The organism is Mycobacterium sp. 1245801.1 (assembly GCF_001673055.1).
Taxonomy (GTDB): Bacteria; Actinomycetota; Actinomycetes; order Mycobacteriales; family Mycobacteriaceae; genus Mycobacterium; species Mycobacterium europaeum_A.
The window spans coordinates 1-14,952 of record NZ_LZKY01000411.1; the positions used below are offsets into that span (position 1 = coordinate 1).

General features: G+C 69.4%; 14 protein-coding genes, 4 pseudogenes and 1 riboswitch. Of the genes and pseudogenes, 7 read left to right on the forward strand and 11 right to left on the reverse strand.

Annotation, left to right across the window (positions count from 1 at the left end):
* Window positions 1–336 (forward strand): annotated as a pseudogene (locus tag A5622_RS26360) (inner membrane protein YhjD); the annotation flags it as partial.
* Here the strand turns inward: A5622_RS26360 and A5622_RS26365 are convergent.
* The 4 genes from A5622_RS26365 to A5622_RS26380 form a co-directional block, all read right to left on the reverse strand.
* Complete coding sequence (locus A5622_RS26365; RefSeq protein WP_066863620.1) at window positions 333–647, reverse strand: multidrug efflux SMR transporter; 315 nt, start codon at window positions 645–647, stop codon at window positions 333–335. The pseudogene A5622_RS26360 and the gene A5622_RS26365 sit on opposite strands and share 4 nt — an antisense overlap.
* An 11-nt stretch (window positions 648–658) precedes the next feature.
* A riboswitch (guanidine-III (ykkC-III) riboswitch) is annotated at window positions 659–722 on the reverse strand.
* A gap of 5 nt (window positions 723–727) precedes the next feature.
* Entirely contained in the window at window positions 728–1,861 is a 1,134-nt protein-coding gene (gene nagA, locus A5622_RS26370; RefSeq protein ID WP_066882219.1) for an N-acetylglucosamine-6-phosphate deacetylase, read from the reverse strand.
* Entirely contained in the window at window positions 1,852–3,216 is a 1,365-nt protein-coding gene (locus tag A5622_RS26375) for a sugar porter family MFS transporter (protein ID WP_066882221.1), read from the reverse strand. The genes nagA and A5622_RS26375 overlap by 10 nt, the downstream gene beginning before the upstream one ends.
* Before the next feature lie 5 nt (window positions 3,217–3,221).
* Complete coding sequence (locus A5622_RS26380) at window positions 3,222–4,463, reverse strand: D-alanyl-D-alanine carboxypeptidase family protein (RefSeq protein ID WP_066863611.1); 1,242 nt, start codon at window positions 4,461–4,463, stop codon at window positions 3,222–3,224.
* Between the two features lie 227 nt (window positions 4,464–4,690).
* Between A5622_RS26380 and A5622_RS26385 the strand changes: the two genes are divergently transcribed.
* On the forward strand, window positions 4,691–4,942 hold the full coding sequence (locus A5622_RS26385; protein ID WP_066863646.1) for a hypothetical protein: 252 nt from the start codon (window positions 4,691–4,693) through the stop codon (window positions 4,940–4,942).
* Here the strand turns inward: A5622_RS26385 and A5622_RS26390 are convergent.
* Complete coding sequence (locus A5622_RS26390; RefSeq protein WP_066882223.1) at window positions 4,917–6,260, reverse strand: aspartate aminotransferase family protein; 1,344 nt, start codon at window positions 6,258–6,260, stop codon at window positions 4,917–4,919. The genes A5622_RS26385 and A5622_RS26390 overlap by 26 nt on opposite strands.
* 26 nt (window positions 6,261–6,286) lie before the next feature.
* Between A5622_RS26390 and A5622_RS26395 the strand changes: the two genes are divergently transcribed.
* Window positions 6,287–7,219 (forward strand): sigma-70 family RNA polymerase sigma factor, encoded by a 933-nt coding sequence (locus A5622_RS26395; protein WP_066863605.1) that lies wholly within the window; start codon window positions 6,287–6,289, stop codon window positions 7,217–7,219.
* Here the strand turns inward: A5622_RS26395 and A5622_RS26400 are convergent.
* Window positions 7,182–7,823 (reverse strand): annotated as a pseudogene (locus A5622_RS26400) (carboxymuconolactone decarboxylase family protein); the annotation flags it as partial. The gene A5622_RS26395 and the pseudogene A5622_RS26400 sit on opposite strands and share 38 nt — an antisense overlap.
* 121 nt (window positions 7,824–7,944) lie before the next feature.
* On the opposite strand from A5622_RS26400, the gene A5622_RS26405 reads away from it, so the two are divergent.
* Entirely contained in the window at window positions 7,945–8,418 is a 474-nt protein-coding gene (locus A5622_RS26405) for a hypothetical protein (RefSeq protein WP_082994695.1), read from the forward strand.
* Window positions 8,419–8,444: 26 nt separating this feature from the next.
* On the opposite strand, the gene A5622_RS26410 is transcribed toward A5622_RS26405, so the two are convergent.
* The 4 genes from A5622_RS26410 to sdhC are packed head-to-tail and all read right to left on the reverse strand — an operon-like array spanning window position 8,445 to window position 11,820.
* On the reverse strand, window positions 8,445–9,257 hold the full coding sequence (locus A5622_RS26410; RefSeq protein ID WP_066882225.1) for a succinate dehydrogenase iron-sulfur subunit: 813 nt from the start codon (window positions 9,255–9,257) through the stop codon (window positions 8,445–8,447).
* Window positions 9,257–11,011: a succinate dehydrogenase flavoprotein subunit gene (sdhA, locus tag A5622_RS26415; protein WP_066863592.1), complete on the reverse strand. Its 1,755-nt coding sequence runs from the start codon at window positions 11,009–11,011 to the stop codon at window positions 9,257–9,259. The genes A5622_RS26410 and sdhA overlap by 1 nt, the downstream gene beginning before the upstream one ends.
* A gap of 3 nt (window positions 11,012–11,014) precedes the next feature.
* Entirely contained in the window at window positions 11,015–11,485 is a 471-nt protein-coding gene (locus A5622_RS26420) for a succinate dehydrogenase hydrophobic membrane anchor subunit (RefSeq protein WP_066863589.1), read from the reverse strand.
* On the reverse strand, window positions 11,482–11,820 hold the full coding sequence (sdhC, locus tag A5622_RS26425; RefSeq protein ID WP_066882227.1) for a succinate dehydrogenase, cytochrome b556 subunit: 339 nt from the start codon (window positions 11,818–11,820) through the stop codon (window positions 11,482–11,484). Before sdhC ends, A5622_RS26420 begins: the two co-directional genes overlap by 4 nt.
* A 259-nt stretch (window positions 11,821–12,079) precedes the next feature.
* On the opposite strand from sdhC, the gene A5622_RS26430 reads away from it, so the two are divergent.
* The 3 genes and pseudogenes from A5622_RS26430 to A5622_RS26440 form a co-directional block, all read left to right on the forward strand.
* Window positions 12,080–12,484, forward strand: a complete 405-nt coding sequence (locus A5622_RS26430) for a cytidine deaminase (RefSeq protein ID WP_066863580.1) — start codon at window positions 12,080–12,082, stop codon at window positions 12,482–12,484.
* A gap of 49 nt (window positions 12,485–12,533) precedes the next feature.
* The gene (locus A5622_RS26435) at window positions 12,534–13,667 is read left to right on the forward strand and encodes a hypothetical protein (RefSeq protein ID WP_156753100.1); all 1,134 of its coding nucleotides are present in this window, start codon (window positions 12,534–12,536) and stop codon (window positions 13,665–13,667) included.
* A gap of 15 nt (window positions 13,668–13,682) precedes the next feature.
* Window positions 13,683–14,588 (forward strand): annotated as a pseudogene (locus tag A5622_RS26440) (thymidine phosphorylase); the annotation flags it as partial.
* Window positions 14,589–14,633: 45 nt separating this feature from the next.
* Here A5622_RS26440 and A5622_RS30890 read toward each other — a convergent pair.
* A pseudogene (locus A5622_RS30890) lies at window positions 14,634–14,936 on the reverse strand (thymidine phosphorylase); the annotation flags it as partial.
* Window positions 14,937–14,952: the final 16 nt, after the last annotated feature.

Genomic DNA, 14,952 nt, shown 5'->3' on the forward strand with positions numbered 1-14,952 from the left:
GCGATCGGCTTCGAGGTGTTCAAACAGGTGGCGTCGATCTATCTGAGGACCGTGCTGCGCAGCCCCGCCGGCGCCGCGTTCGGGCCGGTGCTGGGGTTGATGGTGTTCGCCTACATCACCGCCTATCTCGTCCTGTTCTGCACCGCCTGGGCGGCGACGGCGTCCACGGATCCGCGCAGTCAGCCCGTCGCCCCTCCGGCACCGGCGATCATCGCCCCGCGGGTGCAGATGGACGAGGGCCTGGGCACCCGCCAGACGTTGACGGCGATGGCGCTGGGAGCCGTTGGCGCGCTGACGCTTTCCCGCATCGCGCGCTTCACCCGCCGCGCTCGCTAGCCGACCAGCTTCAGGCCCGCGACGCAGGCCACGATCCCGGCGATCAGCACCAGCTTGATCGGCGACGCCGATTCGTCACCGGCCAGCGTCGCATAGCCCGCCGTGAGCGCGGCCCCGATGCCGACCCAGACCGCGTAACTGGTTCCGACCGGCAGCGTGCGCATGGCGATCGCCAGCCCGGTCATCGAAAGGGCCACGGCCGCAAGGAAAACCAGTGAAGGGACCGGTCGGGAGAAGCCGTCCGATTTGTTCAGGGCGGTCGCCCACACCGCCTCCAGGATCCCCGACACAATCAGGACAAGCCAGGCCATCACGCACCTCCACGGCGCCGTCTTGTCGCTGGCCGGGTACGGGGCCCCTCGTCCGGTGTCAGGTGCTGACGGGCTCGATGCTAACAAACGTCGCGCGGGCGACCCTGCCAGGTGCCGCGCACCATGACGTCAGAGATGCCTAAACGTTCGTCCAGCACAACGAGATTGGCGTCATAATCCGTCCTGAGTTCACCGACCCGCCCCAGGCCTAGGGCCCGCGCCGGCGTCGCGGCCGTCGCCTGCACGGCCGGCGCCAGCCCCGCGTCGGCGTGCACGGTGCGGAAGAGTTGATCCATGGTGGCGGTGCTGCCGGCGATCGTCGACGTCCCATGCACCCGCGCCACGCCGGCGACCACGTCGATGGCCACCGCGCCGAGCCGAAACGCGCCGTCGGGGCGGCCGGCCGCGGCGATCGCGTCGGTGACCACGGCGACCCGGTCCGCTCCGGCGGCCGCGATCACCGCCCGTACCACGTCGGGGTGCAGGTGCACGCCGTCGGCGATCAGCTCGACGACCACGCGCGGGTCGCGCAGCAGTGCCAGGGCCGGGCCGGGCTCGCGATGGTGCAGTGGCGGCATCGCGTTGAACAGATGCGTGCCGACCGTGGCGCCCAGCGCGATGGCATGCCGGGTCTGCTCGTAGGTCGCGTCGGTATGGCCAAGCGCCACAACGACTCCCGCGTCAATGAACCGCCGGATCGCCGCGTCGGCCCCGGGCAGCTCGGGAGCCAGCGTCACCATCCGGATGGCGTCGCCGCCCGCGGCCAGCACCGCGTCGATCTCGGCCGGGTCCGGATCGCGCAGCTGGGTGCGGTCGTGGGCCCCGCAGTGTGCCCGGCTCAGCCACGGCCCCTCGAGGTGGATGCCCGCGACGGTCCGGCGCCCGGTGGCATCGGCCAGCGCCCGCACCCCGGCGAGCAGGTCGGTCGGTGACGCGGTCACCAGGCTGGCCAGCGTGGTGGTGGTGCCGTGCCGCAGGTGGAACGCTGCGGCGCCGGCGATGCCGTCGGCGTCGGTGTAGGAGGCGCCGCCGCCGCCGTGCACGTGCATGTCGATAAAGCCAGGGACCACAGTGCAATTCGGGAAATCTTGGTCGGCCGGCCGCGGCGGCGGCCCGGGCGCGCAGGCCGCGATCCGTTCACCGGCGGTCTGCAGCCAGCCTGGGCGACAGACCTCGCCGTCGAGCACCATGGTGCCCGCGGCGATCACGGGCACGGATTCTCCCAGCGGCCGCCGTTTTCCCAGAAGTGGCGGATGTCCTCGAGCTGGCGGCCCTTGGTCTCCGGCGCGTAGCGGTAGACGAAGACGAATGCGACCGCCGCAAGCGCGGCGAACAGCGCGAAAGTCCCTGCGCCGCCCAGCGAATGGAGCAGGGTCAGGAAGACGGCGGCGATGATGGCGTTAGCCACCAGGTTGGAGGTCAACATGGTGCTCGATCCGATCGAGCGTAGTCGCGACGGGAAGCTTTCGCTGGCGTACACCCAGCCCAGGGAGCCGAAGCCCATGGTGTAGCCGATGATGAACAACAGGATGCCGGCGAAGCCGGCGATGGCGCCGCCGAAGCCCTGACCGAACACGGCCATCAGCACGACGTCGGCGGCGATCATCATGGCGGTGCCCCACAACAGGATTGGCCGTCGGCCCACCCGGTCGACCAGCAGCAGCGCCGCGCCGACGGCGGCCAGCCCGGCGACCTGCAGCAGCGCCGGCAGCCCGAGCAGCGCGAAATTCCCGGTGAAACCCATGGCCTGAAAGATGCGGGGGCTGTAATAGATGATCGCGTTGATGCCGGTGATCTGGATCAGGAAGCCGAGCACCACCACGAAGGCGGTGGCCCGCAGGTACGGGGGGCGCAGCATCTCGGCGAACCCGCCCCCGGCGCCGGGGGCGGCCTCGCCGAGCGCGCGGCCGATCTCGGCCAGCTCCTCGTCGACGCGCGCCGTCGGTTCGACCCGCAGCAGCGCCTGGCGGGCGTCGTCCATCCGGCCCTTGAGCACGTACCACCGGGTGGTGTCGGGCATGCCAATGATCAACGGCAGCAACAGGATTGCGGGCACGCAGGCCAGGCCCAGCATCCACCGCCAGCCGTGGGTGCCGGCCAGCACGTAACCGGTCAGGTAGCCGACGATCAGGCCGGAAACGATCGCCAGCTGATAGGCCGTCAGCAGCGAGCCGCGCACCGCCGTCGGGGCCGATTCGGCCACGTACACCGGGACCACCACCACCGTCACACCGATGGTCATGCCCAGCAGTAGCCGCGCCGCCAATAGCATCGGCAGCGAGATCGAGAACGCGGCCAGCAGCGCGAAAACCGCGTAGGCGCACAGGATCAGCACCACCGATCGTTTGCGCCCGATGACGTTGGCCAGCACGCCGGCGCCCAGCGCCCCGACAATCTGGCCGATCACCACCATCGTGGTGAGCAGTTCCTGCTGGCGCGTGGACAAGCCGAAGTCCTCGGTGACGAACAACTGCGCCCCGGCGATGATGGACAGGTCGTAACCGTAGATGACGCCGACGCTGGCGGCGGTCAGCCCGACCAGCAGTCCGCGCCGCGATCCGCGTGCCACGGCGCTCAGCGGTGCTGCGGTCGGCGGTTCATCGAGCGGGCCATCATGATCAGCGCGAACACCACGACGGTGCCGATGACCGCCACGCCCACTCGGATCGGCATGGCGTCGGCCGACGGGATGATCCCGTCCGCCGCGGCGTTGCTGGCGAGCGGGTCGGCGGCGGTGTCACGCTTGGCCGGCGCCAGCGACGGGTCGGGGGCGATCAGCGAGCCGACCTGGGTGCCCTGCGGCGTGGAGAAGCCGTAGTCCAGCAGGTGCGCGGCCTGTTCCCACGGCGCGATCGGTTGACGCGTGCCGTGCAGCAGCACCGCCACCAGGCGTCGTCCGTCGTGGTTGGCCGCGCCCACGAACGTCTGGCCCGCGTCGTCGGTGTAACCCGTCTTGCCGCCCAGGGCGCCGGGATACTTGTAGAGCAGCTGGTTGTCGTTCTCCAGCTCGTAGCCCGGGTGGTCGCCGTGGCCGGGGAAGTCGAACGTCCGTGTCGCGACGATGTCGGCGAACGTCGGGTTCTGCCAGGCGTAGCGGTAGAACAACCCGATGTCGTAGGCCGAGGTGCTCATGCCCGGCGCGTCCAGGCCCGACGGCGAGGCCACCCGGGTGTCCTGGCCGCCCAGCTTGGCCGACAGCACGTTGATCTTCTCCAGCGCCTGCTGCATGCCGCCCAGCTGCATGGCCAGCGCGTGCGCGGCGTCGTTGCCGGAGTGCATCAGCAGCCCGTGCAGCAGCTGGTTGACGGTGAAGACCCCGCCCTCCTCGACGCCGACCTTGGTGCCCTCGGCCGCGGCGTCGTCGGCGGTCCCGGGAACCGCCTTATTGAGGTTGAGCGCGTTGATGGAGGCCATCGCGACCAGCACCTTGATGATGCTGGCCGGGCGGTGCCGCCCGTGTGGGTCCTTGGCCGCGATCACCGCGCCGCTGTCCAGGTCCGCGACCAGCCACGCGTCCGCGGAGACGTCGTTCGGCAGCGGCGGCGTGTTCGGCGCGGTGACGATGCCGCAGCTGCCCAGCGCGTCACCACCGACGGGCTTGGCGGGCACCGCCAGCGGGATCGGCGGGTCGCCGGCGGTCGGGGCCTCGGAGGAATCCACCGCGGGCGGCGTGGTCACCTTGTACGGGCAGTTGGCCGGCGCGGCATTCGGCTCGGCGCCGGGCTCGGCGGTGGCGAGCGGCACCCCGAGCGTGACCGGGGCGGCGGTCAGGAAAAGCGCCGCTGCCAGGCATGATGCGGAACGTAACAGGGTCATCGTCTGAGCACAGTAAGCGATCGACCGCCCGAATCCGGGGAGCCGCGCTGTGACTGGTGAGACGGAAGTTACTGAGCCTGGTCGGTCGGGCCGGGTTACGCTGGGCACGCGGTCAGTTCGGAACCCATCGACCGCCCCGAATCCCCGAGGGATGTGCCATTTCAAACGATCGGTTCTGGTCTCGAACGTGGTCTCAGTTGCGGCGCGACGGCGACGGCCCACGATCGTTGGAACAGCTGCTCAAGCGGGTGGAGAAGGGCAGCCAGGTCCGCGGCTCCGACGACGACCGGGTGCTGGAAGAGCTGAAACTGCATCGCGACGCCACCCCCGAGGGCGACCTGCGGTCCGCACTGGCCTGGCTGTGCAACGCTCAGTCGCGGATCACCAGCAGCCCCACCACGGCGCATTCCCGCGAGGTGTTGCTGGCCGCTTACGAGGTCAAGCGGATCCTGGCTACAGCCGGCGGCACTCGTCGCTGAGCACGCCGCGCAGCGCCGCCTCGATGAGGTCGAATTCGGCCTGCCCACTGATCAGCGGCGGCGCCAGCTGAATGACCGAATCGCCGCGGTCGTCGGTGCGGCAATACAGCCCCGCCTCGAACAGCGCCGCGGAGACCCGGGCGAGCAGCGGGCGGCGCTCGTCGTCGCTGAAGGTCTGCCTGGTGCCCTGGTCCTTGACCAGTTCCACGCCGTAGAAGAAACCCTCGCCGCGCACGTCGCCGACGATGGGCAGGTCGTAGAGCTTCTCCAGGGTGGCGCGGAACGCGGGCGCGTGGGTTCTGACGTGATCATTGAGGCCCTCGCGCTCGAAGATGTCCAGGTTGGCCAGCCCGACGGCCGCCGAAACCGGGTGCCCGCCAAAGGTATAGCCGTGCGGGAACATGGTGGCGCCGTCGTTGAACGGCTCGAACAGCCGCTCGCTGGCGATCATGGCGCCGATCGGTGAGTAGCCCGACGTCATTCCCTTGGCGCAGGTGATCATGTCGGGCACGTAGCCGAAGTCGCCGATGTCCGACGAGCAGGCGAACATCGACCCGATCCGGCCGAACGCGCAGATCACCTCGTCGGAGACCAGCAGTACGTCGTATTCGTCGCAGATCTGGCGCACCCGCTCGAAATAGCCTGGGGGAGGCGGGATGCTGCCGCCGGCGTTCTGCACCGGCTCCAGGAACACCGCGGCCACGGTGTCGGGGCCCTCGAACTCGATGGCCTCGGCGATCCGGTCGGCGGCCCACCGCCCGAACGCCTTCGGGTCGGTGCGCAGCGTCTCCGGCGCCCGGTAGAGGTTGGTGTTGGGCACCCGGAAGCCACCGGGCGTCACCGGCTCGAACGGGGCCTTGTATTTCGGCAGCCCGGTGATGGCCAGCGCGCCCTGGGTGGTGCCGTGGTAGGCGACTGAGCGCGAAATCACCTTGTGCTTACCGGGTTTGCCGGTGAGCTTGAAGTACTGCTTGGCCAGTTTCCACGCGGTCTCGACGGCCTCGGTGCCGCCGGTCGTAAAGAAGACCCGGTTCACATCGCCCGGGGTGTGGCCGGCGAGGCGTTCGGCCAGCTCGATCGCCGGTGTAGTGGCGTAGCCCCACAGTGGGAAGAACGCCAGCGTGCTCGCCTGGCGGGCGGCGACCTCGGCGAGCTCGGCGCGGCCGTGGCCGACCTGGACGGTGAACAGGCCGGACAGGCCGTCGAGGTAGCTCTTGCCGCGGTCGTCGTAGATGGTGACACCCTCGCCGCGCGTGATGATCGGCGGCGTGATGTCCGGGCCGTGCCGGGCGAAGTGCAGCCAGAGGTTGTCAGTCATGTTGTTGGTGAGCGTAACCTCGCGACATGACCGCAGCGCAGCAGGTCAGCGAGTTCGAGTCGCTACGGCCCCATCTCATGGCGGTGGCCTACCGGCTCACCGGCACGGTGGCCGACGCCGAGGACATCGTCCAGGACGCCTGGCTGCGCTGGCACCGGCAGGAGCCCGACAAGGCAGAGATCGCCGACCTGCGGGCCTGGCTGACCACGGTGGTTAGCAGGCTCGGCCTGGACAGGCTGCGCTCGGCCGCGCACCGCCGCGAGAGCTACACCGGCAACTGGCTGCCCGAGCCGGTGGTCACCGGGTTCGGCTCCACCGCTTCGGAAGCCGATCCGCTGTCCGCGGTGGTGGCCGGCGAGGACGCGCGGTTCGCCGCGATGGTCGTGCTGGAGCGGTTGTCACCGGATCAGCGGGTCGCCTTCGTGCTGCACGACGGGTTCGCCGTGCCGTTCGCGGAGGTGGCCGAGGTGCTGGGCACCAACGAGGCCGCCGCGCGGCAGCTGGCGTCGCGGGCCCGCAAGGCCGTCTCGGCCGAGCCCGCACCCAAGCCCGATCCGGCGCACGCCGAGGTGGTCGGCAAATTGCTGGCCGCCATGGCCGCAGGGGACCTGGAAGCCGTGGTGGCGCTGCTGCACCCCGACGTGGTCCTGACGGGCGATGCGAATGGCAAGGCGCCCACCGCAATCAACGTCATCCACGGCGCCGACAAGGTGGCCCGGTTCTTCTTCGGCCTGGCCCAGCGCTACGGCCCGGCGATGTTCACCTCGTATCAGCTGGGGTTGGTCAACGGCGAGCTCGGGGGTTACACGCCCGGCTGCCCCGCCAGCGACGGCTACCGCGAGCTGATGCCGCGGATCATGGCCGCGACCGTGCGCAACGGAAAGGTCTGCGCCCTATGGGATATCGCCAACCCCGACAAATTCACCGGCTCCCCGCTGCGGGCTCGTCGAGCTGGTTAGCCCACGGAACCCGGCACGCGTCACCGGAATTGAAGCCCTGCTCGGTGATGCCGAGTGCGGAATTCACCCGGGCCCGCATGTTCTCCAACCCGATCTGATAGGTCAGCTCGAACACACCGGCGTCGCCGAACCGGGCCCGCAGATCGTCGACCTGCTCGTCGGTGACGGTGTGCGGATCGGTGGTCATCGCGGCGGCATAAGCGATGGCCGCGCGCTCGTCGTCGGTGAATGCCGTTGAGGTGGCGTAGTTGTCGATGTCCTTGAGGCGCTGGATGTCCAGGCCGTCCAGGCGCTGCAGCATCGATCCGAAGTCGACGCACCACGAGCAGCCGACCTGGCGCGCGGTCCACAACACGGCCAGCTCGCGGACGCTGGTGGGCAGCGTTTTCGACGCCCGGTCGACCATCGTCTCGTGCAGGGCGCTGGCGATCATCAGCTTGCGATGATGTGCGGCCACGGCGAACGGCTCGGGAACCTGGCCGTAGCGCCGCTTGGCGATCCGGTACATGGCCCGGGTCAGCAACCCGGTGCGCTTGGGGGGCAGGGGCTCGATGCGGGTTTTCTGTGTCATACCGATCAGACGAGGTGGCCACGCGTTGTGTGACAGGTCCGGCGAGGCGCCGGTGGTGAGCAGGTGTTTCCCACGGTGAGGTCCGGGTACCCGGACCTCACCCTCGTCGCGCCAACCGGCGCGGCGGGGTAGCGAGAGGGTGAGGAGATTGAAGATGACCTCTCAAAACGATCAACAGTCCGACGATTCGAGGCTGGAACATTTCGACGATCCCGAGCTGGGCAGCGGTGCGCGCGACACCGGCACGGACACTCCCGAGCCCGGCGGGGCAGATCGTCCGGTGGGCACCGTGGACGAAGACGCGAATCCGCCGATGAGCGATCCGACCGCGTCCGATGTCTACAGCGGCACCGGCGAATTGCCCCCGCAGGACACCGGAAGCGCGATCCCGCCCTACGAGGGACGCCAACAGAGTGCCGCGGGTGACCTGGGAGGCGCGGGCGGCGCCACGAGACCGGAGACGAATCCCGATTACACGTCGGCCAGCCCGTCGGATACCCCGGGCGGGGCGACTCAGTCCCCGGCGGACGAGCAACCCGCTTCACAAATGCCGGAAACCGACCTCGGCGACGACCGCGTCGGGCCGGCGCACGTCGCGGGTACTCGTACCGGGGAGTCGAAGCCCTGATCTGACGACGTGCCGCCGCGAAACGCCTAGCGCGAGAACATGATCGCGCGCTTGACCTCTTGGATCGCCTTGGTGATCTGAATGCCGCGCGGGCAGGCCTCGGTGCAGTTGAACGTGGTGCGGCAGCGCCACACGCCGTCGACCTCGTTGAGGATGTCCAGGCGCTCAGCGGCGGCCTCGTCGCGGCTGTCGAAGATGAACCGGTGCGCGTTGACGATCGCCGCCGGGCCGTAGTAGCTGCCCTCGTGCCAGAAGATCGGGCAGCTGGTGGTGCACGCCGCGCACAGGATGCACTTGGTGGTGTCGTCGTAGCGGGCGCGGTCGGTCGGACTCTGGATGCGTTCGCGGGTCGGGGGATTGCCGGTCGTGATCAGGTACGGCTTCACCGCGCGGTAGGCGTCGAAGAACGGCTCCATGTCGACCACCAGGTCCTTCTCCACCGGCAGCCCACGGATCGGCTCGACAGTGATGGTGAGCTGCTTGCCCGGCTTCTTGGGCAGCAGGTCGCGCATCAGCACCTTGCACGCCAGCCGGTTGACGCCGTTGATCCGCATGGCGTCCGAGCCGCACACGCCGTGCGCGCAGGAACGCCGGAAGGTCAGCGTGCCGTCCAGGTAGCTCTTGATGTAGATCAGCAGGTTGAGCATCCGGTCGCTGGGCAGGCACGGCACCCGAAAGCTCTGCCAGCCACCGGTTTCCGCGTAGGCGTCGGGCTGGTCGGGGTTGAACCGGGCGATCTTGACGGTCACCATCACCGCCCCGTCCGGAATCGCCGGCAGCGGCGGTTCCAGGCTGGTCTCGACCTCGGCTGCCTCTTCGGTTCCGACGCTCTCGGCCATCAGTACTTCCGTTCCTTCGGTTCGTAGCGCGTCTGCACCACCGGCTTGAAGTCCAGCGCGATGTCGCTCAGCAGATCGCTGCCCTGCTTGTAGGCCATGGTGTGGCGCATGAAGTTGACGTCGTCGCGGTTGGGGTAGTCCTCGCGGGCGTGGCCGCCGCGCGACTCCTTGCGATTCAGCGCACCGACCACGGTGACCTCGGCCAGCTCCAGCAAGAAGCCCAGTTCGATGGCCTCCAGCAGGTCGCTGTTGAACCGTTTCCCCTTGTCGTGCACGCTGATTCGGGCGTAGCGCTCCTTCAGCGCGTGGATGTCGGTGAGCGCCTGCTTGAGCGTCTCCTCGGTGCGGAACACCGCGGCGTTGTTGTCCATCGACTGCTGCAACGCGTTGCGGATGTCGGCGACGCGCTCATTGCCGTGCTCGGAGAGGATGTCGCCGACCCAGCCCACCACCATCGCCGCCGGTTCCGGCGGCATGTCCACGAAGTCGTGGCCCCGCGCGTACGACGCCGCGGCGATGCCGGCCCGGCGGCCGAACACGTTGATGTCCAGCAGCGAATTGGTGCCCAGCCGGTTGGCCCCGTGCACCGACACGCACGCGCACTCGCCGGCCGCGTACAGGCCCGGCACCGTAGATGTGTTGTCCCGCAACACCTGTCCGGTCACGGTGGTGGGGATGCCGCCCATCACGTAGTGACAGGTCGGGTAGACGGGAACCAACTCGTGCACCGGGTCCACCCCCAGGTAGGTGCGGGCGAACTCGGTGATGTCGGGCAGCTTGGCCTCCAGCACGTCCTCACCGAGGTGGCGGACGTCGATGTAGACGTAGTCCTTGTGTGGGCCCGCGCCGCGACCCTCCAGAACCTCCAAAACCATGGAGCGGGCCACGATGTCGCGCGGCGCCAGGTCAACGATCGTCGGGGCGTAGCGCTCCATGAAGCGCTCACCCTCGCCGTTGAGCAGCCGGCCGCCCTCGCCGCGCACCGCCTCGGAGATCAGGATGCCCAGGCCGGCCAAGCCCGTCGGATGGAACTGGTGAAACTCCATGTCCTCCAACGGAAGTCCCTTGCGGAAGACGATGCCGATGCCGTCGCCGGTCAGCGTGTGCGCGTTGGAGGTGGTCTTGTACATCCGGCCCGAACCGCCGGTGGCCAGCACGACCGCCTTGGCGTGGAAGACGTGGATGTCGCCGGTGGCCAGCTCATAGGCCACCACGCCGGTGGCCACCGGCCCGCTCGGGGTCTGGGTGAGCACCAGGTCCAGCGCATAGAACTCGTTGAAGAACTGGACGTCGTGGCGCACGCAGTTCTGATACAGCGTCTGCAGGATCATGTGGCCGGTGCGGTCGGCGGCGTAGCAGGCCCGGCGCACCGGGGCCTTGCCGTGGTCGCGGGTGTGCCCGCCGAAGCGGCGCTGGTCGATGCGGCCCTCCGGGGTGCGGTTGAACGGCATCCCCATCTTCTCCAGGTCGAGCACCGCGTCGATGGCTTCCTTGCACATGATCTCCACCGCGTCCTGGTCGGCGAGGTAGTCGCCGCCCTTGACGGTGTCGAAGGTGTGCCATTCCCAGTTGTCCTCTTCGACGTTGGCCAGCGCCGCGCACATGCCGCCCTGCGCCGCCCCGGTGTGGCTGCGGGTGGGGTAGAGCTTGGTCAGCACCGCGGTGCGCACCCGCGGGCCCGCCTCCACCGCGGCCCGCATGCCGGCACCACCCGCGCCGACGATCACCACGTCGTACCGGTGTTGCTGGATCATCGATCAGCCTCCGATATTCGGGTCGAATGTCAGCAGCACGTAGGTGCCCAGCACCAACGTGAACCCCATCGACAACAACAGCAGGCTGTTGAGCCAGAAGCGGGTGCTGTCCTTGCGGCTGTAGTCGTCGATGATGGTGCGCAGGCCGTTGCCGCCGTGCAGCTGCGCCAGCCACAGCAGCGCCAGGTCCCAGAACTGCCAGAACGGCGACGCCCAGCGCTGCGCCACATAGTTGAAGTCGATGCGGTAAACGCCGTTATCCCACATCAACATGATGAACAGGTGCCCGATCGCCAGCACGAACAGCGCGATCCCGGAGAACCGCATGAACAGCCACGCGAACTTCTCGAAGTTGGGGATGCCGGCCCGCCGCCGCGGGGAGCGTGGGTTGTCCAGGCTGGCGGGGCGGTCATACAGGCGCTGCTTGACCGGGGCGAGCTCGCCGCGACCGAGCTGCAAATCCGGGCCGCTCATCGGAAGTGCTCCACCATGTGGATGACCGTCACCACGCCGGCCGGAACCATCAGCAGCAGGAACACGACGCCGACGATCCAGAACATCAACCGTTGATGGCGCGGGCCCTCGGACCAGAAGTCGATCAGGATCACCCGGATCCCGTTCAGGCCATGAAAGAGCACCGCCGCGACCAGGCCGTATTCCATCAGCCCGACGACTGGCATCTGGTAATCGTGGATCACCGCGTTGTAGGTCTGCGGGCTGACCCGCAGCATCGCGGCGTCCAGGACGTGGACGAACAGGAAAAAGAAGATCGTCGCGCCGCTGATCCGGTGCAGCACCCACGACCACATGCCTGGGTCGCCCCGGTACAGCGTGCGTGGTGGCCTGCGTTTGCGCGAGGGAGCCGGAGCCGCCGGATCCGCGGTTGTCGGTTGCGTAGTCACCCCAGTGTCACCCCAGTCCTGCGCCTTCTTCCGGCCTCAACGTCGGTCACGCCGGGCACTTGAGCTTAGCTCGGACACGCTGTGACTTGGGACAATGTCCGTCAAGCGAAATACCGTTTTGCGGATAGGGTGACTGTCGGAATCGGCCATCGGTGAGCGGGGATTCATGACGCCTGAGATCGACTGGAAGATGTTGCGGGACAAGGCAATAGATGCCGCCGAGGGTGCCTACGCACCGTACTCGCGATTCCGGGTCGGGGCGGCCGCGCTGGTCGATGACGGCCGGGTGGTGACCGGCTGCAATGTGGAGAACATCTCATATGGCCTCGGTCTCTGTGCCGAGTGTGCGGTGGTGTGCGCCCTGCATTCGGGCGGCGGTGGGCGCCTGGTGGCGCTGGCGTGCGTGGACGGGCGGGGATCGGTGCTGATGCCGTGCGGGCGGTGCCGCCAGGTGCTGGCCGAACACGGCGGCCCCGAGCTGCTGATCGACCATCCGCGCGGGCCGCGCCGGCTCGGCGACCTGCTGCCGGACGCTTTCGGGCCCGACGACCTGGCCCGCGGGCGCGACTGATGCACGCGGTCGCTTGCTGAGTGTTGCCGGTCGGCTTACCGTCATCCGTGTGCAACGGGGGAGCGCGCCGCCGATGGGATCGCTGCCCAGGCTTTTTGTTGCGGTGCTGATCGCGGCGGGTATGGGAGCCGCGGGATGCGCGTCGCAGTCACCCGCCGCAAAGCCGCCGTCGGGGACCTCGTCGCCGGCGCCGGCGTCGTCGTCCTGGGTGGAGGACTCCGTCTCCTTCCCGGTCGCGGACATGACCGTGTACGGCACGTTCCGTCATCCGGCGGGGCATGGGCGGGCGGTGCCGGCGGCGCTGCTGATCGCCGGCAGTGGGCCGACGGATCGCAACGGTGACTCGGCCGCCATGCCGGGTCAGGTCGACACGCTGCGGAATCTGGCGCGGGCGCTGTCCGACGACGGCGTCGCCAGCTTGCGCTACGACAAGCTGGGCACCGGTCAGACCGGGCTCGGCCCCTACGCCACCGACCCGGCGAAGGTCGACATCGGCGTGTTCAAAGACGAGGCGGCCGCCGCGTTGAACTTCCTGGCCAACCAATCCGGCATCGACCGGACTCATCTGATGGCGCTCGGCCACAGCGAAGGCGCCCTCTACGCGATGATGCTGGCCACCGCCGCGCCCGGGACGGTTCCCGCGGTGCAGTCCTTGGGCCTGGTGGAACCGGCGAGCCGCCGCATCCTCGACCATGTGTCCGAGCAGGCCCACGCCCAGGCCGACGCCGCCGTCAGGTCTGGACGCGTCGCCGCGGCGCGGGCCGCCGAAAGCACCGCGGCGATCGACAACGCGATACAGCAGTTCCGCGCGACCGGCCAGGTCCCGCCCGACGAACCGCCCGGGCTGAAGTCGGTGATCAACGCCGCCAATGCGCACGCCCTGTTGCAGGAGGACGCGATCGACCCGCAGGCATTGGCGGCGAAGCTGCCGCGCAACATGCCGGTGCTGGTCACCTGCAGCGACGCCGATCTGCAGATCACCTGCCAGGACGTCGATTCCCTGGTGTCAGGCCTGACCAGCGCGGGCACCAAGACCGACTATGTCCACCTGACCGGGGTGAACCACGTCCTGAAAGAGGACGCCAGCGGAACGCCGGTCAATTACCCGAAGCCACTGCCGTTCTCCACCCAGCTCGTCGGCGCGCTTGCTTCGTTCGTCAAAGAGAACGGGACGACACCCTGAGCCCCGGGGAGCCACTTGGCTGACCCCGCGTTCGACGCGCCCACGGTGATCCGGACCAAGCGCGACGGCGGCCGGTTGTCCGACGCCGCCATCGACTGGGTCATCGGCGCCTACACCGACGGCCGGGTGGCCGAAGAACAGATGGCGGCGCTGCTGATGGCGATCCTGCTGCGCGGCATGGACCGCGCCGAGACCGCCCGGTGGACGGCGGCGATGCTGGCGTCGGGGGACACGCTCGACTTCGGTGACCTGGGCCTGGCCACCGTCGACAAGCACTCCACCGGCGGGGTGGGGGACAAGATCACCCTGTCGCTGGTGCCCGTCGTCGCCGCCTGCGGAGCCGCGGTCCCGCAGGCGTCGGGCCGCGGGCTCGGCCACACCGGCGGCACCCTGGACAAGCTGGAATCCATCACCGGGTTCACCGCCCAGCTGTCCAACCGGCGGGTGCGCGAGCAGCTCCGCGTCCTCGGCGCGGCCATCTTCGCCGCCGGCGACCTGGCTCCCGCCGACGCCAAGCTGTACGCGCTGCGCGACATCACCGCCACGGTCGAGTCGCTGCCGCTGATCGCCAGCTCGGTGATGAGCAAGAAGCTGGCCGAGGGGGCCGGCGCGCTGGTGCTCGACGTGAAGGTCGGCTCTGGGGCGCTGCTGGACTCCGAGCGGCAGTGCCGCGAGCTGGCGCACACCATGGTCGAGCTGGGGGCGGCGCACGGCGTGGCCACCCGCGCCCTGCTGACGGACATGAACCGGCCGCTGGGCGCCACGGTCGGCAACGCCCTCGAGGTGGCCGAGTCGCTCGAGGTGCTGGCTGGGGGCGGGCCGCCCGACGTCGTCGAGCTGACCCTGCGGCTGGCCTCCGAGATGCTGGAGCTGGCCGGGATCGCCGACCGCGACCCCGCCGACACCCTGCGCGACGGCACCGAAACGCTCCGGGGTGTCGGTGTAGAGGGTGAACAACGGCTCGCCGGCGGTGACCGGTTCGCCGGGCCGGCGGTGGATCCGGATCCCCGCGCCCAGCTGCACCCGCTCGCCCGGGCGGGACCTGCCCGCGCCGAGCCGCCATGCCCCCAGCCCCACTGCCATCGCGTCGATATCGCCCATTGTGCCGCCCCGGGGCGCGGTCACGGTCTCGGCATGCCGACCGAGGGGCAACGGCACCGACAGATCGCCGCCCTGGGCCGCGACGAGCCGGCGGAACCGGTCCATCGCGGTGCCGTCGCGCAGGGTGTCGGCGGGGTCGCGGTCGGCGATCCCGGCCAGCTCCAGCATCTCGGAGGCCAGCCGC